Here is a 24,833-nt window from a genome sequence, read left to right as displayed (position 1 = left end):
ATGTCTCTTTCTACAGCTCGGTCAGTGCTTCGGGGGTCCACGCGACCTCGATGGTGGCGGAACCGTCGCTGATCGCGGTGATGCCGAGACTCAGCAGCTCGTCAAACATCAGCACACCCGCCTCGCGCACCTGGGTCCGGTACCGCGGCGTGGTCCGGTAGGTGCCGTGCCGCTCGTCGCCGGTCCTGGTCAGCAGACCCTGCTCGGATAGGAACGTCAGCGCCCGGCCGACGATCCCGGTGGTGCTGGACGGCAGGCGGCGGCCGTCGCCGGTGCTGCCGGTCTGCGCCCGCCGGCTGTAGACCCGCCAGGACGCCTCCAGGCCCGGCTCACCGGCGGCGGTGTCGGCGTCGTCGTTCCGCACGGCGGCCTCGGCGAGCCGGCCCGCGGCCTCCCGGACGAACGCCTCCACCCCGTCGACGGTGATCCGGCCCAGGTAGGTCTCGTTGGCCAGGTCGGCCGGGCGCGGGAACGCCATCGTCGCCGCGCCCAGGTGGGCCAGGGCGTGCAGGACCCGGTCGGAGGCCTTGCCGTCACCGCCGGCGCGGCGCCAGTAGTCGCCAGCGCGGATCGCGAAGACGCTCTCGTCGGTGGACGCCACCACGATGCCGGCCCGTTCGCTGATCTCCATCACGACCAGGTCGAAACCGGCTGCCACGGCCTGTACGGCGGCGGCGAACTCGTCGTCGGTGGACGCCCTGACGATCAGGCCGCGGTAGGTGTCGTCACGGGCCGGGACCAGCCTCGGGCGCAGGCCGTAGCCGACCAGACGGGCGGCGTCGGCGGTCAGTTGGGTGGTCATGCCATCACTTCTTCCTTCTCCACACGGGCCCGGGCCACGATCAGGTCGGCACCGCCGTACTCGGCGTCCATCAGGGGTGTGCCGTCGTCGACCGCGACGTAGACACCCGGCAGGTTGTGCCGCAACGCGGGGTTGATCTCCTGGGCCGCCAGCGCGACCACTCGCACCACCACCAGGTGCGGCAGCTCCGGATGCAGGCGGCGGGCCTCGTCGAGCAGCCCGGACAGCCGGCGCGGCGCCTCCGGGTCCAGGTCCAGCAGGCCGTCGAGCAGCTCGTAGCACTCGGCCGGGAACGGCGGCTCCTCCGGCGCCTCGTCCAGATCCGGCTCCTCGACGGGCTCGCCGAGCAGCTCCCGCTCCGCGGGCGGGGTGATCAGAGCGGTGAAAAGATCAAGAAGACGGACCGCGTCCGGTACGTGTACCCCGGCGCTGCGCCCCACGTAACCCGACAGCACCGGCTCGGCGTCCCGGACCGGCAGGCCCAGCGCCGGGACCAGCAGCTGGGCGTGCAGGTCGAGCGTCGCGACACTGCTGCCCGGGGCGAACGTCTGCCGGTCCTGCTGGGCCCGGAACCGGCGGCCCGCGCCCTGCAACGCCGCCTGCAGCTGCTCGTGCCGGCGCAGACAGTCCCGGACCACGTCGACCAGTTTCGCCGCCTGCAGCTTCGTCGCCGGGGTGTCGGCGGTGTCCCGGACCTCGGTGATGTTGGTCATGATCGCGTTCTCGGCGCGGTAGCGGGCGGCGATGTGCTCCAGTGCCTCGGCGATGAACTTCGGCATCTCGTGCAGCCAGTCGACCGTCCGGACGTCCCGCTCGGTCGCTTCGAGGCGCTGGCGCAGCTTCTCCCCGTACTGGATCGTCCGGTACCGCGCGGACTGGGCCGCCGACTGCGCGTCGGACAGCCGGCCGCGCCGGATCAGCGTCTCCAGCCGCAGGTCAGCGGCGATCTGGGCGGACTCGATGTCCAGCTCCAGCGCCCCGACCAGCACGTTGACGGCCTCGTTGGTGGCGCGCAGGAAGATGCTGCCGTCCGGGCCGACGACCTCCTCCAGGAGCTTGAAATCGAATTCGAAGCGCTGGTACGACCCGTCACCGGCGGTCATCCCGTAGACCGCCCGGAACCCGCGATCGGCGGAACCCACGTTGAGCAGGCTCTCCAGCACCCACCGGGCGGCCCGCAGGTGCTCGCCGCCGGCCCGCAGCGGCGCCTGCCGGGCGGCGAACCCGGCGACCCCGGTCACGATCAGCTCCGGCGGGGCTCCGGCGTCGAAATCCATCGCCAGGGTGACCAGGTCGATGGCGTTGAGAGCCAGCTCACTCATCTGGTAGACGGAGAAGTCCGCCGTCTGCACCTGGTTCTTCCGGTTGTCCAGGTCATGCAGCGGCGCGGTGCAGGCGAGCGCCTTGACGCGCTGCGCGAATCCGAGGTCGGTGGCTGGCTGTAACACCCGGGAACCTTATCGCCCGGGTCCGGCAAGCCCTCCGCTGCTATGGTTCCGGGCTCCCGGGGTGGAAGGCGGTCGTGGTGGACAAGACGGTCGAGCAGGTCGAAGTAGTGGTCGACGAGGCGATGCTGGCGCCTCTGGGCTGGGCAATCACCGAGGTGCGGGCGCGCCTGGTGACCGAGCCCACCTCGAGCGGTAAGGTCGTGCAGAGCGTCTCAGTGGCCGGCACAGCGGTGTTCGATCCCGAGGAGTGGGTGGATCGGTTCAGCCAACTCGGTGACGCTCCGCATGTGATGGTCACTCTCCAGGGGCGCGACCTGCCGGGCTTGTCGTTGGCCGGCCTGCTGATCCGGGACCGGATCGGCATCACCACGCGCCAGTCGGTCCGGTTCACCGAGACCAGCCGGCCGTGGCACGTCGGCGACCCGGTCGCCGCGTCCGTCCTGACCGTCCGGATCACCGGTTACGACCTGGACAGCACACGTCTGGTCACGTTCGGCACGCCGGCCGAGCCGCACACGGTGCTGCCCGTCACCGTGATCGACGAGACCACCCGGCCGGCGATGCGGGTGTCGGCGATCGCGCACGCCGAGATCGCCGGCTCCGGGCTGACGGAGAACCTCGGCCTGAGCCTCAGCGGTGTCGTCGAACTCGATCCGGCCGACGACGCGGACGTACCGGTCTTCGACGTCGAGATCACCGACGAGACCGACTTCCTGCTGCTGAAGAACAAGGTCCAGCTGTTCGGCCGGGTATCGGCCACCCACCGGCGGGATCCCACCTTCCTGGCCTGTTTCACGGCCGACGTGCACGGTTTCGCGGGCACGCCGACCCGGGCCGTGGTCCGGATCCGGGACGCCGCCGTCCGCTGACCGCCGGCCGGGCGTCATACCCCGGTATTACGCCCGCGGGCCGACGCCGGAAAGGGGCCGGAAATCTAATCTCGACGGTATGCCGAGCCTGAACCGTGCGGCGGTGCTGTCCTGGTGCGGCGCCGTCCTGTCCCTGTTCCTCGTGGCCGTCGCGGTCTACCTGCGGCTGGATCAGGTGACCTCGATCGTCGTGGCCCTGCTCAGCCTGCTGCCGCTGCGGGGCCTGCTGCGGCGGCAGCCGGTGACCACGCTGGTGTTGCTCCTGCTCCTGCTGGCCGCCCTCACCCTGGCCGGGCCCGGTGTCGTCCAGCGGCTGATGCAGGCCCTGATCGCCGCCGCGATCCTCACCGCGACCGGGGTCGTCGCCGCCCGCCGGACGCCCCTGGTCTCGCTCACCGCCGCTGCCCTGACCCTGGTCGCTGGGCTGGCCCTGACCGCCGCCGCCGGGGCCATCGACATCCTGAGTCTCCCCGCCGCCGAGGTGCTGGCGGTCGTCACGGCCTGGGTGATCGGCAACTCGGTCCGGCAGCGGCGTGCGTTCGCCGCCGTCCAGCGGGCCCGCTCCGAGGCCGCGGCCGTGCAGACCGAGCGGCTGCGGATCGCCCGCGAGGTGCACGACATGGTCGCGCACAGCATCGGCGTCATCGCCGTCCAGGCCGGCATGGGCCGCCGCGTCATCGACACCCAGCCGGTCGCGGCCCGGGACGCGCTCGCCGCGATCGAGGACACCAGCCGGGAGACTCTGGCCGCCCTACGGCGGATGCTGGGCACGCTGCGCCGGCCCGACACCGGTCCCGCCATCGATCCGGGCACCGGCCCGGGCGCCGTCGAGTTGGCCCCGGCGCCCGGCCTCGCCGACCTGGAGGGGCTGGTCGCCCGCACCCGGAAGGCCGGGGTCCACGTCGATGTCCGCTGGATCGGCGACCACGGCCCGCTGCCCCCGGACATCGACGTGTCGGCGTTCCGCATCGTCCAGGAGGCGCTGACCAACGTGATCCGGCACGCGGGCACCGGCCACTGCGAGGTCACCCTGACCCGGGCCCCCACCGAGCTGACCATCGAGATCACCGACGACGGCCCGGCAGGCCCGGCGGTGACGGCGGTCCCGGCCTCCGGCGCCGGGCACGGTCTGATCGGGCACGGTCTGATCGGCATGCGGGAGCGGGTCGCCCTGCTCGCCGGGGATTTCAGTGCCGGGCCGCGGCCGGGCGGCGGGTTCCGGGTCACCGCCCGCGTCCCGGTGCCGTCGTGACCGCCGGACGGCGGGTGGGGAGGATGGCCGGATGAGTGTCCGGGTGGTGCTGGCCGATGACCAGCCGTTGATCCGTAGTGGGCTCCGGGTGCTCATCGACAGCACCGCGGATCTGGTCGTCGTGGGTGAGGCGGGAACCGGGAGCGACGCGGTCCGGCTGGCCCGGGAGCTGCTGCCCGACGTGGTGGTCATGGACATCCGGATGCCGGTGATGGACGGCATCGAGGCCACCCGGCACATCGTGTCCGGGGCGGACCCGGCGCGGGTGCTGATGTTGACCACGTTCGACGACGACGACCATTTGTATGCGGCTCTGCGGGCCGGGGCCAGCGGTTTCCTGGTCAAGGACATGGCGCTGGACGACATCCTCGGGGCGGTCCGGGTGGTCGCGGGCGGGGACGCCCTGATCGCGCCGAGCGTCACCCGCCGCTTGATCGCACAGTTCACCGGCGCCCGTCCCGAGCCGGAGGCCGCCCGGGGCGTGCGTGCCGGGCGCAGTGGTGGTGGGCCGGGCCTGGCGGGGATCACCGGGCGGGAACGGGAGGTGCTGACCCTGGTGGGTCTGGGCCGCTCCAATCAGGAGATAGCGGCCGAACTGCACATCTCTCCGGCCACGGCCAAAGCCCACGTGGCCCGGCTGTTCACCAAGCTCGGCGCCCGCGACCGGGTGCATCTGGTGATCATGGCTTACGAGATGGGGCTGGTGTCGCCTTAGGCCGGGCCAGCCGCACGTCCTACCGGCGGCCGCGGGCCGCGACGATCTCGCCGTGGTGGGTGACCGCCCAGCCGGCCAGCGCGGACACCGGTTCGAGGAGGCTGGTCCCGAGCGGCGACAGCCGGTACTCGACCGACGGCGGGACGGTCGGGAACACCTCGCGCTCGACCAGGCCGTCGGTCTCCAGGGTGCGCAGGGTGCGGGTGAGCATCCGCTGGCTGATGCCGTCGACGGCCCGGTGCAGTTCGTTGAACCGGTACGGCCGCTGCCCCAGCAGGCTGATCAGCAGCAGGGTCCACTTGTCGCCCAACAGCTGGAGCACGTCGGTCACCGGGCAGGCCTGGTACTCGGCGGCGGGCACCGGATGCGGCAGCGCGGTGGGCACACCGGTGTGCGTTGTGGACATGGAAGTGCCTTCTTCCCCTCGGTACGGCCGTCTCACCAGGATGGCACTCATGGCAGTCGTGGTGGTCAGTGGCGGAACGCAGGGCATGGGCCGGGTGTTCGCCCAGGAGCGGGCACAGCGGGGTGACCGGGTGCTGGTGCTGGGACGCAGCGCGGACCCGGCGCGATCGAACGGGCGGATCAGTTTCCACCGGGTGGATCTGTCGAGTGTGGCGGAGAACCACCGGATCGTCGGCGAGATCCTGGCCGATCATCAGGTGATCGACGCTCTGGCGCTGTTCGCGAACGGGGTGTCGCCACGCCGGGTGGTGACCGCGGACGGGCTGGAGCGGACGTTCGCGCTCTACTACCTGAGCCGGTACCTGCTCGGTCTGGGTCTGGCGCCGGCCCTGGACCGGGCGGAGCGGCCGGTGATCGTGAACGTGGCCGGGGTCGGCACCCGCCGGGGCGCGGTGCACTGGGCCGATCCGTCGCTGGCGGCGGACTATGCGATGGTCACCGCGCAGTTGCAGGCCGGCCGGGCGAACGACTTGCTCGGCGTGGGTTTCGCGGAGCGGTCCGGGAGCCGGGCCCGGTACGTGCTGTACCACCCGGGGTTCACCAGGAGCGGGGACCACAGCCCTCTCCGGCCGGTGCTGCGCGGCGTGCTGCGCCTGCTGGCGGCGGTGGCGGCTCAGCCGGTGACCAGGGCGGTCGCCCCGATCCACACGTTCGTGGACGAGCCGCCGGCCGCGCCGTTGACCGCGATCGATCGGGGCCGGCGGCTGCCGCTGGACCTGCCCACCCTGGATCCGCGGGACGCCGGGCGGCTGATGGACATGTCCGAACCGCACCGTTCAGAATCGGACCGGTCAGAATCGGACCGTTCAGAATCGGACCGTGCGCCCGGTCCGGGGCGGAACCCGGCCGGCCAGGACGTCGAGCCAGGCCTGGCGTAACCCCTCCGGCCCCTGCCCGGTCCGCACGTCGGTCCAGCTCCCGGCGGTGGCCGCGAACCGGTGCCAGGCCTCGGCGAACCGGGCGTCGAGGCCGTCACGGCCCCAGTCGTGGCGGCGTTTGCGCATCTGGGTGGGCGCGAAGAACACCTCACCGGCGGCCTCCGCGTTCGGGATCCCGGTGGTCAGGCCCACGGCGATGTCCCGGATCAGCTGCGCCCCGAGGCGGAACCGCAGCTCGGTGCGGTGGGCGGGCGATCCGGAGAGGTCCAGATAGACGGTGGGCACGGTGTCCAGAGCACCGATGCGCGAGTACGGCACCACCTGGTCGTAACACCCCAGAGCGGTGGTGAACGCGACGTTCCGGGGCGAGGTGAGGCCGATCAGGCGGGGCCCGCGGCCGTGCAGTTCGAAGGCGGTGGCGTAGGCGGTCCGGCTGGACGCCGACGAGAGCACGATCGCCTCGGCGCCGTAGAAGTCGTTGTCGGCGACCTGGTCGGCGAGCATGAACGAGGTGAAGAACAGCGGCCGGAACAGGGCCAGCAGGTCCTCCTGATCGGCCCGGTGGACGGGGTCGCCGGTGGTCAGGCGGTAGGCGTTGTAGGGCGACGGCAGGTCGGCCCGGTGTGCCGACCCGTCCCGGAAACCGGTGTCGTCGAGGCGCTCGGGGCGGACCACGAGGTGACCGGCGGGCGGGAGGTAGCCGTACAGCCGCTGTCCGATCTTGATCTCGGGAATCGTGGTCTCGGCGACCTCGGCGAAACCCCAGAGCGGGGGCAGTCCCCAGGACGGGCCGAGGTCGCCCGGGAAGAACCGCCAGTAGCGCATCGTCTCGCCGAGGACCGCGTAAGTGACGTTGTTGGCGGTGATCCCGACCCGGTCGACCCGCAGCAGCACCTCACCGTCGGTGAGCGCCGGGGTGACACCCTCGGTGATGACGGTCTTGGCGAGGTCGGCCCGGTCGACGGCGAACGTCCACGTTGCTGTCATGCCATGTGAGGCTAAACATCCAGCTCGGGACGGACAAGTGCACGGGCAGTGCAAAATGCCACTAGTGGATCCGGGCCCACGCGTCGCCGGCTGCCGCGCGGGTCATCGGGAGCAGCGGGCTGGACGACATCAGCGCCAGGTCCTCGGCCCACGAGGTGGTCCCGTCCAGGAACCGCAGCACCCGGGTGGCCGGGTTCCGGTCGAAGAGCCGCTCGAAGAACCCCACCCCGTCGACCAGCCCCCGGTCCAGGGCCCGCAACTGGACCGCGTCCATCCAGCGGTGCCGGGGCGGGTACGGGGCGTCGGGCACCGGGGGACGGCCGGCCGCCACCTCGCGGGCGATCTGCGCGGCCTGCCGGGCCATCGCGGTGAAGGTGAAGCCGGTCGATGGGCGGGTGGCGCCGCCCGCGGTGCCGATCCGGACCACCCGCGGCGACGGCCGGGCCTCGAACACCCCGTCGGTCATCGGGATGACCCCGTCCTCCACCTCCCTCACCCGCAGTGACGTCAGGTCGAGCCCGAGGATCGCGGCGTAACCACGCAGCGCGGTGTCGTACTCGTCGCCGGTCAGCACCGCCGGGGAGAACTCGGTGTACTCGACGAGGGCGAACCTGTCGCTCACCGGCAGGACGTAGCCGAACGAGACACCCCGGGCCGGTTGCGGGGTCCGGAAGTCCATCAGGACGGCACGTCCCGGCTCGAACACCGGCTTGTCCGATTCCAACCACCAGCCGCGGAAGTGCTGCAGCCAGTTCGTGCGGCCGGGGCGCGCCGGTGGGCGGGGGCGGGAGTCGAGCACCCAGGAGGCGCGCACCAGCGGGGTGCCGTCCGGTGCGCCGACCAGGACATGGTCCCCGTCGTCGCGCAGGGTGTGGGCGGGTGCTGTCACCCGTACCGCAGCGGTGTTCTTGTTCGCCAGCTCGTAGAGCGGGGCGGAGCGGAGCATGGCGTACCGCAGCGGCTGGAGATCGAGGGTGCGGCGCGACGACGCGGTCACCACGTCGACGGCGTCCCAGCTCGCGCTGAGCAACGGATCGAGGAACGTGCCGGGGCTGCCCCAGAACGCCCATGTCCGATCCTGACCACGTTTGTGCACCGGGTCGACAACCGCCACCCGGGGGCCCGGGCCGAGGGCGGCCAGCACCAGGCTCGCGGCGCCGCCGCCGCCGACCAGGGCGATGTCGACTTCAGCGGGATCGGTCACCGGACCAGCATGTCAAAGGCCGCGGAACGTCCGGCGGTAGGTGTCCGGCGGCACGCCGACGGCCCGGTGGAAATGCCGGCGCAGGGTGGCCGCGGTGCCCAGGCCGCAGGCCCGCGCGATCACCTCGACGCCGTCGTCGGTGTTCTCCAGTAGCTCCCGGGCCCGGCCCAGGCGCTGCGCGGACAGCCACCGCAGCGGGGTCTCGCCGGTGGCCGCGTGGAAGTGCCGGGCCAGGTTGCGGGAGCTCATGGCCGCCTGCCGGGCCAGGTCCTCGACGGTCAGCGGCTGGTCGAGGCGGGCCAGCACCCAGGGCACCAGGTCGCCGAGCGGGTGGCCGGAGCGGGCCGGGACCGGGGTGGTGACGAACTGGGCCTGCCCGCCGGAGCGGTGCGGCGGCACGACGAGCCGGCGGGCCACCGCGTTCGCGACGGTCGAGCCGTGGTCGCGGCGGATCAGATGCAGGCAGAGGTCGATGGCGGCGGCCTTGCCGGCCGAGGCGAGCACGGTCCCGTTGTCGACGTAGAGGACGTCCGGTTCGACCCGGGCGGCCGGGAACCGGGCGGCGAGTTCGGCGGTGTGCGCCCAGTGCGTGGTCACCCGCTGACCGTCGAGGATCCCGGCGGCGCCGAGCACGAACGCGCCGGTGCACAGCGACACCATCCGGGCGCCCGCGTCGTGGGCGGCCCGGACCGCGCGGAGGAGGTCTTCCGGAACCGGTGCGCCGACGTCGGCGACGGCCGGGACGATCACCACGTCGGCGGTGGCGAGGCGATCCAGCCCGGCGTCCGGCTCGATCCGGAACCGGCCCGCGCCGACCGGCCCGGCGGCGCAGACGACCAGGTCGTACCAGGGATCGGCCAGTCCGGTCGGGTCGTGCGCGAAGATCTCGCAGGCCATCGCGAACTCGAAGTGCAGCATCCCGTCGACGGCGGCGAGCGCGATGGTGGCCATGTCCGAAACTGTACGGGAGACGTCGTTCCGGACACTCGTCCGCGGGGGCCACAACCTTCAGGCTCTTCCCCATGAGTACGGGTAACGAGGTCGCCGTGGTCGGCGCGTACGGGCACACCGGTGGTTTTGTGGTGAAGGAGCTGATCGGACGGGGTTTCCGGGTGCGATCGATCGGCCGGGCGGATCCGCTCGACCTGCGCGGCGCGGCGGCGGTGATCAACTGTGCGGGGCCGTTCGCGACCACGGCCGGTCCGGTGATCGAGGCGGCGATCGGCGCGGGCGTCCCGTACGTGGACGTGGCCGCCGAGATCGAGGCGAACGCCGACACCTTCACCCGGTTCGCCGGGGCGCCGATCCCGATCGTCCCGGCCATGGCGTTCTTCGGCGGGCTCGCGGACCTGCTGGTCTCCGCGATCACCGACACGACGGCGGTGGACACGATCGACGTGGCCTACGGGCTGAGCGGCTGGCAGCCCACCCGCGGCACCCTGACCGCCGGCGCGGTGTCCCGGGAACGCCGCGACGGGCGGCGGGTCCGGTTCACCGGCGGCCGTCTCGACTACTACCGCGACGACAGCCCGCTCCCGGTGGTGCGGTGGGAGTTCCCCGGTGCCACCCGGCCGGTGCTCAGCGGGTTCACGATGGCCGAGGTCGTCACGATCCCCAGCCATCTCACGGTCGGCGAGATCCGCAGCCACATGTCGGTGGCGGCGGCCGGTGAGCTGGCCGCCGCCGGGGAACGGGAGGCACCGGAGACGTTCACCGTGGACGTCCACGTGCGCACCGGCGACGACACGCGGCGGATCACGGTGACCGGCCGGGACATCTACGCGACGAGCGCGCCGCTGGCCGTGGAGGCGGTGACCCGGCTGCTGGACGGCCGGTTCCGTGGGCCGGGAGTGGCGTCGGCCGGAGCGATGTTCGACGCGCGGGACTTCCCTCTACCCTCCGGTATAGAACGGTATCCGGCCACCGTCGGATCCGCCGGGAACCATCGACTGGCATAGTTCCCGCCATGGACGACGAGAGCACCGAGACCCCCGCCCCGATGAGCACCGGCCGCATGGTTTTCCGGTACGTTGCGATCGGCGTGGCCGTGCTGCTGTTCGCCGGTTTCAGCCTGCTGCACACGATGGGCCGTTCCGACGACTTCGGGGTGATGGGCGAGTGGTACGTGATGACGCCGCTGGCGATCGGCGTGATCGGCGCGTGGTGGCTGATCGAGAGGACCCTCTGGTCCGGGAGGTAGCCGGGGCGTACTCCGCGGTCTCCGCGCTCTACATCGACCTGTTCGGTGGCACCACCAAGGTGCACGCCGACGATCTCGACCTGATCAGCCGGCACCTGGACCGGCCCGGGACCGTGCTCGACCTCGGTTGCGGGCCGGGCCACTACACCGCCCACCTGCGGGCGCTCGGGGTGGACGCGGTCGGCATCGACATGGTGCCGGAGTTCGTCGAGCACGCCCGGGCGGCCGATCCGGGCGGTGACTACCGGCTCGGCTCGATGCGGGAACTCGCCTTCGACGACCGTACGATCGCCGGGATCCTGGTCTGGTATTCCCTGATCCACCTGCCGCCGGACGGGCTGGATCCGGTGCTCGCCGAGTTGCGCCGGGTCCTGGCGCCCGGTGGTGTGCTGGTGGCCGGGTTCTTCGACGGCGACGCGGTGGAGGCGTTCGACCACAAGGTGATCACCGCCTACCGGTGGCCGGCCGGCGAGTTCGCGGCACGGCTGTCGGCGGCCGGGTTCACCGAGATCGAGCGGCGGCAGCGGCCGGCCGAGGGCACCCACCGGGCGCACGCGGCCCTGGTCGCCGAGACACCAGCCATGATCAATATTCTGGGCGGGTGACAGACGAACCCTCCGGCCGCATGGCGCCGGCGGTGGATCCCTACGATCCGCCGCTGGTCGAAGTGGACACCAGCCCGCTCACCGAGACCGCCCCGCCGGCGCCGGAACCCGAAGCCGGCCCCGGGCCCGGCAACCGGCGGCTGATCGTGGTGGTCCTCGCCCTCGCGGCCGTCCTCGGCGCCGGTGGTGTCGTGATGCTGGTCCAGCTGTGGCCGTCGTCCACACCGCTTCCGGCCGCCGGTGCGGCCACCACCACCGCCTCGGCCTCGGCCGGACCCGCCGCGTCCGCCGATCCCGGCGACCCGGCGACCTGGCCCGAGCTGAACGCCCTGCCCGCCGCCCTGATCGCGTCGCTGCGCAGCGTCGAGGACGGGGCGGACACCCGGATCGTGTTCGTCAACGAGCGTGCCGACGCGGTGGTGCTCTCCTGGGTCGACGAGAACGGCAAACTGTCGCCGTACGCGACGGTCGAGGCCGGGCAGGCGTACGAGCAGAAGACCTTCGCCGGGCACTTCTGGTCGGCGGCCGGGGCGGACGGCACGGTGATCGCGGTCTTCCAGGCCACCGCTCAGCCGGGCCGGGTGCTGCTGCGCTGACCCGGGATCCGCCGGGCCGATCGGCATCGTTCGCCGGGAGTTCACCTACCGGCCGCCGGAGACGCCGGTCACCTGCGCGGACCCGGTGCCCGCCACCGCCGCGGGGTCGTGATCATGGGCCCGGAGTCCCCGGACGGCCAGCGGGCGAAATGACGAACCTGTATCTTGCATCCTCGTGTCGATGCCCCTGCTGCCCGGTGATCCCGTCACCCTGGGCCGCTATCGCGTCCTGTCGCGACTGAGTCAGGGCGGCATGGGCGCCGTCTACCTGGGCGTCGAGAGTGGACGGCACCTGCGGGTGGCGATCAAGGTGATCCGGCCGGAGTTCGCCGACGACCCGGAGTACCGGGCCCGGTTCCGCAGCGAGGCCCGGCGGGCCCGGGAGGTGCCGTCGTTCTGCACCGCCGCGGTGCTCGACGCCGACCCCGAGCACCACACGCCGTACCTGGTCTTCGAGTACATCGAGGGCCCGCCGCTGAGCCAGGTGGTCCGGGAGCGGGGGCCGCTGCACGGGCCGGCGCTGACCGGTCTCGCCGTCGGGTCGGCGACGGCGCTCGCCGCGATCCACGGCGCCGGGGTGATCCACCGCGATCTCAAGCCCGGCAACGTGCTGCTGACCAGCGGCGGCATCAAGGTGATCGACTTCGGGATCGCCCGGACCACCGACCTGACCAGCGCGCACACCCGGACCAACCAGATGGTCGGCACGGTGTCGTACATGGCGCCGGAACGCTTCGAGTCGGTGGCCGGGGCGGACGTGACCCCGGCTGCCGACATCTTCGCCTGGGGGGTGCTCGTCGCGTACGCGGCAACCGGCCGGACCCCGTTCGAGAGCGACTCGCCGACCGCGACGGCGATGAAGATCCTGACCCAGCAGCCGAACCTGGACGGGCTGGACGGTCCGCTGCGCACCGTCGTCGAGGGCGCGCTGGGCAAGGCGCCGGAGCGCCGGCCGACCGCCCAGCAGGTCCTGGACGTCCTGCTCAAGAGCCCGCAGCTGGCGCTCCCGGCAGCGTCGGCCACCGGGCGGGCGCCGGCTCCCGCCGCCCAGCCGGCACCGCGGCCGGCGCTGCCGCGGGCCCGGCCGATCCGGCGGCTGCACGCCGGGGCGGTGGCAGTGGTCACGGCGATCACCGGGCTCGGGGTGGCCGGTTACCAGCTGACCGCCGGCCCGGGCGGGGAGCCGCGCGGGGACACGTCACCGCCGCCGGTGGTGCTGCCGGCCTACTCCCCCGACCCGCTGCCGAACAAGGAGCTCTACGAGAACGCGGCGCTGGACTCGGGCCGGACCCTGCGGCTGCGGGCCGTGGAGGCCGGCAAGCTCCTGGAGAGCGGCCCGGACGGGGCGCTGACGCTCGGCGACTCGGGCGCCCGGATCTCGGTCGACCACGCCATCCAGACCACGTACTCCTTCGGTCAGATCTATCTGGTCCTCCGCCTGTCCGACCAGCGGCGCGACTGTCTGACCGGTGGCGCCGTCCCGGCCTGGACCGCCTGTGACCTGAGCCGGAGTCAGATGATCGACCGGTCCGGGCACCAGACCTTCGACATCGCCATCGAGGACGACGACCTGCTGTTCTTCCTGACGCCGACCGGGGCGAAGAGCGGGGTGCTGCCCACCTACTGGCTGAGCAGCGCCAAGTACGGCTACGTCTACTGGAACGCCGAGCCGGGCCGGTTCGCCGCGACCAAGGCCAGGGACTTCCCCGCGGTCACTTCTTTCACCCTGCAGAGTTAACGCTCACAACAGGCGCCAGCGCGGCTGCCCGCCGAGGAATCCGGCCCGGCAGAACACCCGGACACCGAAGGCGGTCCGGCCCTCGCTGCCCTCCGGGGAGCAGGTCCCGCCGAGCTGGACCGGTTCCGCGCTGGGGCCGGCGGACGGCACGGCCGGGGACGGCGAGCGGGGCGCGGTGGGCCGGGGTGACGGCGAGGACGGGCGGCGGGTCACCGGGCGGCTGGTCGGCCTCACCGGGGCCGGGCTGGACACCGACGGTTCCGGGGTCGCCGACGGCGTGGGTGACGGCGACGGGGACGGCGGTGCCGGGCCGGACGGTTCGGCCGGGACGCCGGTGGCCCACACCGCGCCACCGTCCCGGTCGATGCGGAGGCTGATGATCACCGCCCCGGCGCCGCACAACACGAGGACGGCCAGCAGGATCAACCCCGCCGACCGCCAGGACTGAGGGGGGCGCCCGTACAACACGCCCATACCCTGCCCGGCAAAAACGATCTTGACTTCGGCGGTACGGATGACAAGCGCTGTACTTTCCTCCGATCCGCCCTGACCCGCAAGGGCCATCGGCATGATCTAGAACTCACCGCGTTTAGTTGATTCTTCAACATTTGAGGTCGACTCTTGTTGGTGAAGGTTCAACAAAGCTTGGGGGTTCGGGATGACTGCCATGATCGGCGTGACGGCACAGGTGCGCACGCGGGTGACGGTGCCGTTACGGTTCCCCGACGGGTACTCGACGACGGCCGACGTGTTCACCTTCACCGGCCTGGCCGACGGCCGCGAACACCTCGCCCTCGGCCTCGGCGACTGGCAGAACACCACGTCACCGCTGGTCCGGCCGCACAGCGAATGCCTGACCGGGGACGTCTTCGGCAGTGAGCGCTGCGACTGCGGGCCGCAGCTGCGCGAGGCCGCCGAGCGCATCACCGAGGCCGGCGGGTTCCTGCTCTACCTGCGCCAGGAGGGCCGCGGGATCGGCCTCTACGCCAAGCTCGACGCCTACGCGCTGCAGGACAGCGGCCTCGACACCTACCAGGCCAACCTGGCGCTCGGGCGGGGCGAGGACGAGCGCGACTACACCGCCGCCGCGCAGATGCTGACCACCCTCGGCGCCGACCGGATCCGGCTGCTCAGCAACAACCCCGACAAGGCGGCACAGCTCGCCGCGCTCGGCGTCCAGGTCCTCGACCAGGTGCCGACCGGGGTGCACCTGTCCGCCGCCAATGCCCGCTATCTCACCACCAAGCGCGACCACACCGCGCACACGATCAACCTGCCGTCCGCAGCCTGAAAGGTCTTACGAGACATCATGAAGAACGCCACCACCACCGCGCCGCTGCACCCGCTGCTCACCGAGCGCTGGAGCCCCCGCGCCTTCGACAACCGGCACGAGCTCAGCAAGGAGCAGCTGACCACGTTGCTGGAGGCGGCCCGGTGGGCGCCGAGCGCCTCCAACACCCAGCCGTGGCGGTTCGCCGTCGCCGAGCGCGGCACCGAGGCGCACACCAAGGTCCTCGAGGCCCTCGCCCCCGGCAACCAGGTGTGGGCGCACGCCGCGTCGGCCCTGATCGTCGCGGCCGCCGAGACCACCACCCCGGACGGCACCGAGCGGCCGTGGGCCGTCTACGACACCGGCCAGGCCGTCGCGCACCTGTCGGTGCAGGCCCAGCACGACGGCATCGCCGTGCACCAGCTCGGCGGGTTCGACCGGGCCCGGGTCACCGAGCTGCTCGGGCAGCCCGGACTGACCCCGCAGGTGGTGCTCGCCGTCGGCCGGCGTGACGAGTTCGGCGTGCTGGCCGAGCCGTTCGCCGAGCGCGAGGCGGCCCCGCGTGACCGGGTTCCGGTCGAGAACCTGCTCGTCTCCATCGCGGCCTGAAATCTCCGGTACCGCGGGCTTCAACCGATAGGGCGCAGCATGAGCATCCCGTACGACGACCACGACTGGCTCGCCGAGGCGATCCAGGAGTCCCTGGAAGCCCCACCGGTACCGGACCGCTACGCCGTCGGCGCCGTGATCGTCGATCACGGCGGCGAGGTGCTGGCCACCGGCTACACCGGCGAGGGCCACCCGCACCACCACGCCGAGGAGGCCGCGCTGCTCAAGCTGGCCGGCCGGCCCGGCCTGGACCTGTCCCGGGCCACCGTCTACACCTCGCTGGAACCGTGCACCACCCGCCGGTCCCGGCCGGCCACCTGCACCCAGCTGGTGCTGGACGCCGGGATCCGCCGGGTGGTGCTGGCCTGGCGCGAACCGCTGCTGTTCGCCGACTGCGACGGGGTGGGCACCCTGCGCCGGGCCGGCGCCGAGGTGATCGAGATCCCGGAGCTGGCCGCCCAGGTCCGGGCGATCAACGCACACGTCCTGATCCCGACCAGCGTCTGACACAGAGAACCGCGAGGATGACGACGTGACCGCGACCCCGCACGCCAGCACCCCGCGATGGCTGACCGACACCGAGATGGACACCTGGACCAACCTCGTCCAGCTCCTGATGCTGATCCCGACCGCGCTGGACCAGCAGTTACGGGAGGAAGCCGGCCTCCCGCACACCTACTACCACATCCTGTCGGCCCTGAGCGGGCAGCCGGACCACGCCATGCGGATGACCGAGCTGGCCCGCCAGGCCGGCACCACCACCACCCGGCTCTCGCACGCGGTGTCCACTCTGGAACAGCGCGGCTGGGTCGGCCGGCGGGCCTGCCGCACCGACAAACGCGGGCAGATCGCCTACCTCACCGAGGCCGGCTACGCCGTGCTGGAGGCCGCCGCCCCCGGTCACGTCGCCGAGGTGCGGCGGCTGGTGTTCGACCACCTGACCGAGGACGACGTACGCCGCCTGGGCGCTCTCTCCGGCAAGCTGCTGCCCACCCTGACCGGCAACGCCTGAACTCCCGGTCAGCCGATCGGCGCCCACTTCGCCGGATCGGCCGGGTCGGTGGGCTCCAAGGCGGTCAGGATGCGGGTCAGGTCGCCCGTCGACACGGTCCGGCCCTGGCGCTGGATCTCGGCGAACCAGTCACCGGACAGAATCCTCGTGCAGTAGCCCCAGCTGTTGTCGCACTCGACCACCTGGCCCGGGGCCGGCCTGTTGTGGTCCTTCGGGACACCCTGGATGATCCGCAGCCGGGCACCAGGCGTGTTGTCACCGACGGTCCCGGGGCCGGTCAGCCTCTCCTTGCTGATCACCACGTCGGAGACGATGTCCGCGGCGCCGACCGCCGCCGTGGTGACACCGGCCACCCGGAAGCCGTCCGGGAGCGGGCCGAGACGGTACGGCGCGGTGGCCCGCTTCTCCGGGGCCGGGGTCAGCGCCTCCGCGATCGCGGACACCGTCTCCGGCTCGATCACCTGGTAGCCGTACTCCGGCACGACCACCGCCCAGGCGCCGGGCAGGTACTCCCAGGCCACCGCCGTACCGCTGTAGGGGTCCTGGGTGAGGTCGTCCGGGCTGGCCGACGGGTCGTCGGCCCTCTTCTTCAGGAACTCCCGCATCTCCGCCGAGTTCGGCATCGTCCACGACAGGTCGTAGGTGAACCCGGCCGCGCCCGCCACCGTCACCGGCTCCGGATCGCCGATCCTCAGCTGGAAGCCGTCGTCCGGCATCAGCAGTGACTTCTTCCGCGGATCGAAGATCCCTTCGCGGTACGCCGTGACCGTCCCGATCGCGATCGGGAACGGCCGCCCGTCGCTCTCGGTCGTGTAGTCGTCGCGGAACACCTGCAGGCGCTGGTACCGGTCGGTCGCCTGGACCACCCGGCCCACCGAGTACGTGCCGACGCGGTACTCACCGAGAGTCGTACCCAGCGATTTCGGCTGCACGAACGTCTTCGGGGCCACCGACTCGGCGGACGCCGACGGGGCCGAGGCCACCTCCGTACCGGCGCCGGACCGGACCGGCGGGCCACCGGCCAGCGCGACGACGACGGTGACCACGACGGCGGCCGCGCCACCCGAACACGCGGCCGCGACCCGGCGGCGGCGCTTCCGGATCCGGGTCGCCTTGGCCACGATGTCCTGCACCGACGTGCGCGGGGCGGGCTCCCCGTGCTGGACGGCCTCAGCGACGTCCACGAACCGATACGACATGCTCGTCCCCCTCCTGGCTCAGCTCACGCAACTCCTCCGCGGACAGCACCGCCCGCATGCCGTCCAGCCCGCGGCTGGTCTGGCTCTTCACCGTCCCCGCCGAGACACCCAGCGTCTCGGCGGTCTCCTCGACACTCAGGCCCTCCAGGAACCGCAGCACCAGGGTGGCGCGCTGCCGGGCGGGCAGGCGGCGCAGCGCGGCCCGCAGCCGCAGGCGCTCGTCCACGTCGCCGGACCGGTCCGGCCCCGGCACCTCCGGGAACTCCTGGCCCACCGGCCGTTCCCGGCGCCAGGGCCGGCGGCGCTCCCCCAGGGCGGCGCGGACCACCATCGTGCGGGCGTAGTGCTCCGGGACAGCGACGCTCCCCCACTTCAGGTAGAGCCGCGACAGCGAGTCGGCGACCACGTCCTCGGCCCGGTGCCAGTCCCCGCATGTCATGTAAGCGAGCGTCCGCAACGGCCGGAACCGGGCCGTCACGAACTCCCGGAAGCCCTCTTCCGCATCGGCATCCACGCGTCGATGCTCCTTTCCTCTTCCCTCGGAGAAGGAGAGGGAAGAACCCGGCTCCGGGGTTGTCAGCGCCGCGGAGAATTCTGAGATTCCAGAGCCGGACAGAGATTCGACGTCACAGCTGATCCTCGATCGCCAGCCAGGCTTCGGCCTCGCGACGGATCCCCCGGTCCCGCAGGTGTTCGATGATCCAGGGAAGCACGTGGAGGACCTGTTCGACTCCTTGCAGACCTCTCTCGGCGGCATCGGGTGCGAGATACGCGTCCTCACCCGGGTACTCGTCTCTCCTGGTGCGGGCCGTCGCGATCGCCGTCTCCCGGGACAACGGCATCCGGTCCAGCGCCCACCCGGCCGCGCCGTCGGGGGTCAGCGGCGGCGGGACGTCGTCCGCCGTCAGACCGAGACGGAGCGCCACCGTGGCCAGCCTGATCAGCCAGTACCCACCCGTTGCCGGGTCGATGTCCCGGCGCTCGACCGCCAGCGACAGCAGCTCCGCCCCGAGGGTCAGGTCGGCGATCCGCTCGGCGGTGGTGGCCGGCCGGAACGGGTTCCCGGCCGATTCGGCGGACCCGACGATCGCCAGGCACCACTGCGGCGGAACCGGGCCGGGCGACTCGGCTCGCAGCCATTCACCCAACCCGCCGAGCGGCACCCGCCGAAGTTCCTCGAGACCGAAACGATCGATCACTGCGGAGCCCTCCCTCTGCGCCGGTCCCGTCGACGCCAGCTCCGCCACACCGAACCTAGAGCAGGCCGGCCAGCCGGTAGAGGACCAGCGACCCGGCGACCGCGACGTTGAGGCTGGATCCGTTGCCGACCATCGGGATCTCCACCGCGCCGTCGAGCAGGTCGAGCGCCTCGGGCGGAATGCCGGTGGCCTCGTGACCGAGCACCATCACGGTCCGGCCGCGGGCGGCCGGCAGGTCGGCGAGCCGGGTCGCCTCGTCGGCGAGCTCCACCCCGAGGACCGCGGTTCCGGCCCGGCGCTCCTCGGCCAGCCAGCGCAGCGGACTGCCGATCCGGTGCACGCAGGCGGGCTGCCGCAGCGTGTTGCCGCGGGCGAGGGCTTCGTCCACCCAGCCGAACGGCGGCACCGCCAGGCAGGCGCCGACCGCGTCGCAGGTCCGTAACAGGGTGCCGAGGTTGGCACCGTGCATCGGCCACAGGGGAGCCGCGACGAGGTGCCCCCAGCACCGGTGCCGTCGTGGGCGGCGGGCCGACCGGATCTCCCGGGGAGTGCGCACCCGGATCGCGGCCGTCATCGAGGCGGAGCGAACAGTCTCATCTCGTCAACGTGCTTCGCGGCGCACGCGGGCCATCACCGGCGATATTCGTACGCCCGACAGGCTACCGCCTCGCGCCCCGCCCGTCCCGCGATTTTCCAACGCGGTCCGGGCCGGCGAAAGACCCGCCCCGGACCAGGGAAAACAGCTCACGGGGGCGGTGCCGGTAGCCGAATACCAGGGAGGAAGGAGGAATCCTTGTCGGGTAGCAAATGGCTGGGGGCGCAGTACGTCGTCTACGCCGCGGCCATGGGCGGGGTCGTCGCGGTGGGGATCGACGGGGGCGGATCGGCGGTGATGTTCGCCGGGCCCGCCATGTTCTTCTTCGACGTGGTGGCGATCGTCTTCGGCGTACGGGCGTGCCGGCATCCGGGTCTGGAACGGTCGGCCCGGCCCGCGGTGGTCACGCTCACCGTGGCGGCGGTGCTGATCCTGATCATCTCGCTGACTTTCGCGGTGACCGGGACGACGGCGTTCCCGCAGCCCGGTGACGTCATGCACATCGCCACCACGCTGACCATGTTCGCCGGGCTGCTGCTGGTGCCGTTGCACCGGGTGAGCCGGCGGGAACGGTGGAAGACGCTGCTGGATGCGGGCACGGTGGTCCTCGGCGCGGCGATGGTCCTCTGGTACGTGGCGATCGGCCCGGCCCTGGACCGCGGCACCGTGTCGGCCGGGCTGCTGCTGGCCGCGGCCTGCTATCCGCTCGTCGATCTGCTGGTGCTGTTCGCGCTGGCCCGGGTGCTGCTGCGGGGTTCCGGCCAGATCAGCCGGCGGGCGCTGGCGCTGATCGGCGGGGCGGTCGGCGCGCTGCTGGTGGGGGACGCCTACCTGGGCTGGGCACAGGCGCAGATGACGGTGGTGCCGCGCTCGGTGTTCGACTTCGGCTGCTGGCTGACCACGCACTTCCTGTTCACCTCCGCGATGATCGAGCTGTGGCGGCAGGCGGCCCATCCGGCGCCGGTGGACGGGCCACGGTCACGGAACGTGGCCGGCAAGCTGCCGTACCTCGGCATCGGGGTGGGTTATGCCCTGATGGCCGCGGCCACGGCCGACGAGCCACGGCCCTTCCCCTGGTACGGGTTGGTGCTCGGCGGCATGAGCCTGACCGGCCTGGTGGTGCTGCGGCAGGTGCTGGTGCAACGGGAGAGCACCGAGGCCGCCGAGACGGATCCGCTGACCGGGCTGGCGAACCGGGCCCGCCTGCACGACGAGCTGGAGCTGGCGCTGCGCCGGGCGGCCCGCAACGGCCGGCCGGTCGGGGTGCTGCTGATCGACCTGAACGGATTCAAGGAGGTCAACGACCGGCTCGGGCACCAGGTCGGGGACGGTCTGCTGGTCGCGGTGGCCGGGGCGATGTCCCGGTCGGTACGCGGCGACGACCTGGTCGGGCGGCTGGGCGGCGACGAGTTCGCGGTGGTGGTGCGGGCGGTGTCCGGGGAGGCCGACGTGACCTCGGTGGCCCGGCGGATCGTCGAGGCGATCGCCGGCCCGTTCGTGGTCGGTGACCTGCCGATGAGCGCGACGGCGAGCATCGGGGCGGCGCTCAGCGAGCCGGGCGGGACGGACGCGGACACCCTGCTGCACCGGGCGGACGTGGCGATGTACGACGTGAAACGCCGGGGTTCCGGCTGGCTGGTGTGGCGTCCGGAGCTGGGCGCCGAGGTCACCCACGAGGACGGTCCGGAAGGTGAGCTGGCGGCGCTGCTGGACTCCCCCGGCGACGACGGGCGCCTCACCCTGACGTACCGGCAGATCCGCTCGTTGACGGGCGCGGACGTCGGCGCGGACGCGAACCTGGAGTGGGATCATCCGGTCCGGGGCCGGATCGGCGCCGACGAGCTGCTGGCGCTCGCGGACCGGATCGGCGCGGCCGGGCGGCTCGGTGACCGGCTGCTCGCGCTGGCGATCACCCGCCGGCCGCCGGGCGGTGGTTACACGGTGGTCCAAGTCCGTGCCGAGCAGCTGGGCCGCCCCGGGTTCGGCGCCGGGCTGGCCGGGCACGACCTGGTCCTCGAGGTCCCGGAGGCGGCGATCAACAAACATCAGGATCAACTTCTCGGTTTACGTACGATCGGAGTACGGATAGCGGTCTGGGACTTCGGCACCTCGTTCGCCGCCCTGACCGCCCTGCCCCGGCTGCCCGTGGACTTCGTGCGCCTCGACCCGCCGCTGGACGACACCGGCGCGACGGCCGGGGCGATCCTCCGCCTCACCCGCACCCTCGGCCTGACCACCCTGATCGGCAGCCGTGAGGTGCCCGCCGGGAACCAGCCCGCCGTCACGGGTTGACGAGCAGCCCCGCCTGCTGGGCCGACAGCACCGCCGTCAACCGGTCGTGGGCCTTCAGCTTGCGGTAGAGGTGCTCCAGGTGTTTCTGCACGGTGCGTTCGGAGATCGCCAGCCGCCGCCCGATCGCCGCCGCCGGATGCCCCTCGGCCAGCAGACTCAGCACCGCCAGCTTCCGCCGGGTCAACGGGGAACCACCGGCCATCGGGGCGAGGGTGCGGCTCTGCCCGAGGACGTCGGCCTGCCGGTACAGGGTCCGCAACAGGGGTTGCAGGCGGCGTACCACAGCAAGGTCGTCGTCGGTGAAATCCCGGTCACCGGTGGCGGCGACAAACGCGACGTGGCTCCGGGGGCCCAGCCGCACCGACACCGACAGCCGGTCCCGGATGCCCTGCCGGCGCATCACCGACAGCCAGTACGCGCTGGTCCGCGGCTCGCTGTCACCGAAACCGGGCGGCACCCGGCGGGCCGACTGCGGTGCCGGCTGCTGGGTGAGGTCGAACCAGGCCACCAGCGGGTCGCACCAGAGCGCGCCGCTGCTCAGGTACTCGTCCACCGTCGCGGCGTCGACGATCGGCGGCCACACCCGGGCGCCGGCCGCCACCGGGGTCGCCCAGTTGAGGGAGACGGCGAGCGCCCGCAACGTCATCCCGAGAAGGGTCGCGACACGTTCCGGCGGAAAGTCCCCGCCGCATTCCGGTGGGTCGCCGGCCAGATCTATCCACGGCCCGTAGTCGACCTTGTCCATGATTCCGACTCCGTAGAAGTACGTATTCTTCCCGCCCCCGCCGAGTGATGGGATGCAAATCTACCGTCGGCCCGCGCGGGTTCCTTGACGGATCTCGGACTCATTCGGCATTTCGGCATTTCGGCGTCAGGAGCCGCGATGGCACCAGCACTGGTATTGATTCATGGCCGCAGCCAGGCCAGCGATGACGGCGTGGCCCGTGATCCGGAGCGGCTGGCCGCCTATGTGGAGGCTCGGCGGCGAACCTGGCTCGGCGGGCTGGCCAACGGTCTGATCCGCTCCGGCCAACCGGCGATCGACGAGTCGGCGGTGTCGTTCCCGTTCTACGGAAACACTTTCGCCGCTGCGATCAAACGGTTCGAACAACAGGGCGGCCGGACGCCGGAACTCGACTTCGGTGGTGATTCCCCGCCCGTCGCGCTTTCCTCTCCGGCCGTGCCTTCCGCGCCCTCCGTGCCTTCCGCGCCCTCCGCGCCCGCCTCGTCTTCCGCGGTTCGGGATGCCGGGCTCGGCGACCTCAAGGCGAACGCGTTGATGGAACTGGCGGCGGCCCTGCATTTCGACCCGGTGCGCGAACTCGGCTACAGCGATCCGAAAGCCGGTGAACTGGTGGCCGCCGAGGACCGGCCCGGAATCGCCGGGCTGCTGCGGATCCCGGTGCTGCGGGCCGCCCTCCAGTTCCTCGGGCGCAAGACCGGCATCCCCGCCGTGGTGATCGAGAACTTCCTCGACGACGTCGCCTACTACCTGCGGTTGCCGCGGATGCGCCGGACCGTCCTGGACGTGGTGCGCAACGAGCTGACCAGACGGTTCCCCGGCGGGCGCGAACTCGTCGTGGTCGGGCACAGTCTCGGCAGCATCGTGGCCTACGACCTGCTCACCGAGTTGCCCGCCGAGTACCCGATCCGGCTGCTGGTCACCGCGGGCAGCCCGCTCGGACTGCCGGTGGTGCAGCGCAACCTGCTGGGCGCCACCGGAAACGCCCCACCGGCCGTCCCGGTTCGGGTGCCGGATCGGGGCGGGGCGTGGCTGAACGCGTACGACGTGCTGGACGTGGTGGCCGTGGAACACCCGCTGGCGGGACGTTTCCGCGAACGGCGCCCGGGCCAACTGACCGACGAACGCACCCACAACCCGTCCGGCCCACACTCCATCACGGACTATCTGTCCGACCCGGACATCGCCGGCCCGATCGGCCGAGCGATGGCCCACTGAGCGTCAGGCCCGGACCGCGTCGTCCCATTGAGCGTCGGGCCAGGACCGCGTCGGCCCACTGAGCGTCAGGCCTGGACCGCGTCGCGACGGTCCAGGCCTGGCTGCCGAGTCAGGAGGCGGGAGCAGCGGTGTCCGGGTCCGCGGCCTTTGCGGTGTCCGTACTGTCCACGGCCGCTGCCTTCGCGTTGAACGGGGTGAGGAAGCCCGGCGCGGTCACATTCGCGCGGGTCGCCTCGAACTTGACCTCGAACTTGGTCGGGTAGGTCGCGCCCTGGCAGGCCGACGTCGTTTCGGGCTTCAGCGTCACGGCGTCCCGCAGGATGACGTCGATCCCGTTGCCGTCGTTCTTGATCACCACGGCGTTGGCGGCGGGGACATAGGTCGAGACGACGAAAGACCCGGCGCAGGTGCTCGTGAGCGCCGAGGCGACCGGCTTGATCTCGACGACCCTGCCCTGGACGGTGTTGGTCGCCGGGTTCGTCAGCTTGATCCGGACATCGCCGGCCTCGCCGGGCAGCAGCCGGAGGTTACCGGGCGGGTAGGTACCGTCCGACGCCCGGCGGCCAGCCCACTCGCCGGAGACGCTGAGGGGCGCGAAGGCCTCCGCCGCGGTCGTGCCGGTCGTGGTGGCCTGCGCCGACTGCTGGAACGCGGCGAAGGCGACACCGCCGACGACCAGGGCGGCAGTGCCGACTCCGGCACCGATGACAGCGAGCCGCTTCTTGGAGCGTGACATAATCGTTCTCCTGAGTGTTGGAACGCGCGTCGTCGTGGTGGATGCCGCGCGCTGCAGATTCGGGTGTGGATGCCGCACTGCCGATCCGCTGTGCTGGACGGCTGCACGGTCAGTTCGGTGTGCTGGACGGCTGTGCGTTCAGTTCGGTGTGCTGGACGGCTGTGCGTTCAGTTCGGTGTGCTGGACGGCTGTGCGTTCAGTT

Annotated in this window: 28 protein-coding genes; 15 read left to right on the top strand and 13 right to left on the bottom strand. The window is 72.1% G+C overall.

The window, feature by feature from the left end:
* Nucleotides 1–10: 10 nt before the first annotated feature.
* Both Aco03nite_RS25225 and Aco03nite_RS25220 read right to left on the bottom strand, forming a co-directional pair.
* Nucleotides 11–802 carry a hypothetical protein gene (locus Aco03nite_RS25225; RefSeq protein WP_203798529.1) on the bottom strand — a complete coding sequence of 264 codons (792 nt, stop codon included), beginning with the start codon at nt 800–802 and terminating at the stop codon, nt 11–13.
* Entirely contained in the window at nt 799–2,250 is a 1,452-nt protein-coding gene (locus Aco03nite_RS25220; RefSeq protein ID WP_203798528.1) for a hypothetical protein, read from the bottom strand. The genes Aco03nite_RS25225 and Aco03nite_RS25220 overlap by 4 nt, the downstream gene beginning before the upstream one ends.
* A 74-nt stretch (nt 2,251–2,324) precedes the next feature.
* Between Aco03nite_RS25220 and Aco03nite_RS25215 the strand changes: the two genes are divergently transcribed.
* The 3 genes from Aco03nite_RS25215 to Aco03nite_RS25205 all read left to right on the top strand — a co-directional run bounded on the left by Aco03nite_RS25215 (nt 2,325) and on the right by Aco03nite_RS25205 (nt 5,086).
* Nucleotides 2,325–3,119, top strand: a complete 795-nt coding sequence (locus Aco03nite_RS25215) for a hypothetical protein (protein ID WP_203798527.1) — start codon at nt 2,325–2,327, stop codon at nt 3,117–3,119.
* Between the two features lie 79 nt (nt 3,120–3,198).
* Nucleotides 3,199–4,371: a sensor histidine kinase gene (locus Aco03nite_RS25210; protein WP_203798525.1), complete on the top strand. Its 1,173-nt coding sequence runs from the start codon at nt 3,199–3,201 to the stop codon at nt 4,369–4,371.
* A 31-nt stretch (nt 4,372–4,402) separates the two neighbouring features.
* The gene (locus tag Aco03nite_RS25205; protein ID WP_203798522.1) at nt 4,403–5,086 is read left to right on the top strand and encodes a response regulator; all 684 of its coding nucleotides are present in this window, start codon (nt 4,403–4,405) and stop codon (nt 5,084–5,086) included.
* 19 nt (nt 5,087–5,105) lie between these two features.
* Here the strand turns inward: Aco03nite_RS25205 and Aco03nite_RS25200 are convergent, their stop codons facing one another.
* Nucleotides 5,106–5,492, bottom strand: a complete 387-nt coding sequence (locus tag Aco03nite_RS25200; protein WP_203798520.1) for a winged helix-turn-helix transcriptional regulator — start codon at nt 5,490–5,492, stop codon at nt 5,106–5,108.
* A gap of 49 nt (nt 5,493–5,541) precedes the next feature.
* On the opposite strand from Aco03nite_RS25200, the gene Aco03nite_RS25195 reads away from it, so the two are divergent.
* A complete protein-coding gene (locus Aco03nite_RS25195; protein WP_203798518.1) occupies nt 5,542–6,429 on the top strand; it encodes an SDR family NAD(P)-dependent oxidoreductase in 888 nt (295 codons plus the stop codon).
* Here the strand turns inward: Aco03nite_RS25195 and Aco03nite_RS25190 are convergent.
* From Aco03nite_RS25190 to Aco03nite_RS25180, 3 genes are all read right to left on the bottom strand, one after another.
* Complete coding sequence (locus Aco03nite_RS25190; protein ID WP_203798516.1) at nt 6,358–7,416, bottom strand: DUF2855 family protein; 1,059 nt, start codon at nt 7,414–7,416, stop codon at nt 6,358–6,360. The genes Aco03nite_RS25195 and Aco03nite_RS25190 overlap by 72 nt on opposite strands.
* A gap of 61 nt (nt 7,417–7,477) precedes the next feature.
* Nucleotides 7,478–8,620 carry a lycopene cyclase family protein gene (locus Aco03nite_RS25185; RefSeq protein WP_203798514.1) on the bottom strand — a complete coding sequence of 381 codons (1,143 nt, stop codon included), beginning with the start codon at nt 8,618–8,620 and terminating at the stop codon, nt 7,478–7,480.
* A 12-nt stretch (nt 8,621–8,632) separates the two neighbouring features.
* A complete protein-coding gene (locus Aco03nite_RS25180; protein ID WP_203798512.1) occupies nt 8,633–9,571 on the bottom strand; it encodes a helix-turn-helix domain-containing protein in 939 nt (312 codons plus the stop codon).
* 71 nt (nt 9,572–9,642) lie between these two features.
* Between Aco03nite_RS25180 and Aco03nite_RS25175 the strand changes: the two genes are divergently transcribed.
* The 5 genes from Aco03nite_RS25175 (at nt 9,643) to Aco03nite_RS25155 (ending at nt 13,759) form a co-directional block, all read left to right on the top strand.
* Nucleotides 9,643–10,578 carry a saccharopine dehydrogenase family protein gene (locus tag Aco03nite_RS25175; protein ID WP_239145412.1) on the top strand — a complete coding sequence of 312 codons (936 nt, stop codon included), beginning with the start codon at nt 9,643–9,645 and terminating at the stop codon, nt 10,576–10,578.
* Nucleotides 10,579–10,586: 8 nt separating this feature from the next.
* Complete coding sequence (locus tag Aco03nite_RS25170) at nt 10,587–10,820, top strand: hypothetical protein (protein WP_203798510.1); 234 nt, start codon at nt 10,587–10,589, stop codon at nt 10,818–10,820.
* A complete protein-coding gene (locus Aco03nite_RS25165; protein WP_239145411.1) occupies nt 10,784–11,425 on the top strand; it encodes a class I SAM-dependent methyltransferase in 642 nt (213 codons plus the stop codon). Before Aco03nite_RS25170 ends, Aco03nite_RS25165 begins: the two co-directional genes overlap by 37 nt.
* Nucleotides 11,422–12,021, top strand: coding sequence for a VHL beta domain-containing protein (locus Aco03nite_RS25160; RefSeq protein WP_203798508.1), 600 nt, complete (start codon nt 11,422–11,424; stop codon nt 12,019–12,021). Before Aco03nite_RS25165 ends, Aco03nite_RS25160 begins: the two co-directional genes overlap by 4 nt.
* Nucleotides 12,022–12,202: 181 nt before the next feature.
* Nucleotides 12,203–13,759: a serine/threonine-protein kinase gene (locus Aco03nite_RS25155; RefSeq protein WP_239145417.1), complete on the top strand. Its 1,557-nt coding sequence runs from the start codon at nt 12,203–12,205 to the stop codon at nt 13,757–13,759.
* Between the two features lie 3 nt (nt 13,760–13,762).
* Here the strand turns inward: Aco03nite_RS25155 and Aco03nite_RS25150 are convergent, their stop codons facing one another.
* Nucleotides 13,763–14,227: a hypothetical protein gene (locus tag Aco03nite_RS25150; protein WP_203798505.1), complete on the bottom strand. Its 465-nt coding sequence runs from the start codon at nt 14,225–14,227 to the stop codon at nt 13,763–13,765.
* Between the two features lie 190 nt (nt 14,228–14,417).
* Here Aco03nite_RS25150 and Aco03nite_RS25145 point away from each other — a divergent pair, with 190 nt between their 5' ends.
* The 4 genes from Aco03nite_RS25145 to Aco03nite_RS25130 are packed head-to-tail and all read left to right on the top strand — an operon-like array spanning nt 14,418 to nt 16,650.
* Nucleotides 14,418–15,050: a GTP cyclohydrolase II gene (locus Aco03nite_RS25145; RefSeq protein WP_203798503.1), complete on the top strand. Its 633-nt coding sequence runs from the start codon at nt 14,418–14,420 to the stop codon at nt 15,048–15,050.
* 18 nt (nt 15,051–15,068) lie between these two features.
* Entirely contained in the window at nt 15,069–15,638 is a 570-nt protein-coding gene (locus tag Aco03nite_RS25140; RefSeq protein WP_203798501.1) for a nitroreductase family protein, read from the top strand.
* A 39-nt stretch (nt 15,639–15,677) separates the two neighbouring features.
* On the top strand, nt 15,678–16,145 hold the full coding sequence (locus tag Aco03nite_RS25135; protein WP_203798499.1) for a deaminase: 468 nt from the start codon (nt 15,678–15,680) through the stop codon (nt 16,143–16,145).
* 25 nt (nt 16,146–16,170) lie between these two features.
* On the top strand, nt 16,171–16,650 hold the full coding sequence (locus Aco03nite_RS25130) for a MarR family winged helix-turn-helix transcriptional regulator (RefSeq protein WP_239145410.1): 480 nt from the start codon (nt 16,171–16,173) through the stop codon (nt 16,648–16,650).
* Nucleotides 16,651–16,658: 8 nt separating this feature from the next.
* Here Aco03nite_RS25130 and Aco03nite_RS25125 read toward each other — a convergent pair whose 3' ends face one another.
* The 4 genes from Aco03nite_RS25125 to Aco03nite_RS25110 form a co-directional block, all read right to left on the bottom strand.
* Nucleotides 16,659–17,849, bottom strand: coding sequence for a hypothetical protein (locus tag Aco03nite_RS25125; RefSeq protein WP_203798497.1), 1,191 nt, complete (start codon nt 17,847–17,849; stop codon nt 16,659–16,661).
* Complete coding sequence (locus tag Aco03nite_RS25120) at nt 17,821–18,363, bottom strand: SigE family RNA polymerase sigma factor (RefSeq protein ID WP_203798495.1); 543 nt, start codon at nt 18,361–18,363, stop codon at nt 17,821–17,823. Before Aco03nite_RS25120 ends, Aco03nite_RS25125 begins: the two co-directional genes overlap by 29 nt.
* 112 nt (nt 18,364–18,475) lie before the next feature.
* On the bottom strand, nt 18,476–19,048 hold the full coding sequence (locus Aco03nite_RS25115) for a hypothetical protein (protein ID WP_203798493.1): 573 nt from the start codon (nt 19,046–19,048) through the stop codon (nt 18,476–18,478).
* A 55-nt stretch (nt 19,049–19,103) separates the two neighbouring features.
* On the bottom strand, nt 19,104–19,622 hold the full coding sequence (locus Aco03nite_RS25110; protein ID WP_239145409.1) for a TrmH family RNA methyltransferase: 519 nt from the start codon (nt 19,620–19,622) through the stop codon (nt 19,104–19,106).
* A gap of 219 nt (nt 19,623–19,841) precedes the next feature.
* Between Aco03nite_RS25110 and Aco03nite_RS25105 the strand changes: the two genes are divergently transcribed.
* The gene (locus Aco03nite_RS25105) at nt 19,842–21,935 is read left to right on the top strand and encodes a GGDEF domain-containing protein (protein WP_203798492.1); all 2,094 of its coding nucleotides are present in this window, start codon (nt 19,842–19,844) and stop codon (nt 21,933–21,935) included.
* Here the strand turns inward: Aco03nite_RS25105 and Aco03nite_RS25100 are convergent.
* Complete coding sequence (locus tag Aco03nite_RS25100; RefSeq protein WP_203798488.1) at nt 21,925–22,680, bottom strand: helix-turn-helix transcriptional regulator; 756 nt, start codon at nt 22,678–22,680, stop codon at nt 21,925–21,927. The genes Aco03nite_RS25105 and Aco03nite_RS25100 overlap by 11 nt on opposite strands.
* A gap of 138 nt (nt 22,681–22,818) precedes the next feature.
* Between Aco03nite_RS25100 and Aco03nite_RS25095 the strand changes: the two genes are divergently transcribed.
* Nucleotides 22,819–23,895 carry a hypothetical protein gene (locus Aco03nite_RS25095; RefSeq protein ID WP_203798486.1) on the top strand — a complete coding sequence of 359 codons (1,077 nt, stop codon included), beginning with the start codon at nt 22,819–22,821 and terminating at the stop codon, nt 23,893–23,895.
* Between the two features lie 109 nt (nt 23,896–24,004).
* On the opposite strand, the gene Aco03nite_RS25090 is transcribed toward Aco03nite_RS25095, so the two are convergent.
* Nucleotides 24,005–24,631, bottom strand: coding sequence for a hypothetical protein (locus tag Aco03nite_RS25090; RefSeq protein WP_203798484.1), 627 nt, complete (start codon nt 24,629–24,631; stop codon nt 24,005–24,007).
* Nucleotides 24,632–24,833: the final 202 nt, after the last annotated feature.

It is taken from the genome of Actinoplanes couchii, assembly GCF_016862075.1.
In the GTDB taxonomy this organism is placed as follows: Bacteria; Actinomycetota; Actinomycetes; order Mycobacteriales; family Micromonosporaceae; genus Actinoplanes; species Actinoplanes couchii.
This window is presented reverse-complemented; position numbering and strand designations above follow the sequence as displayed.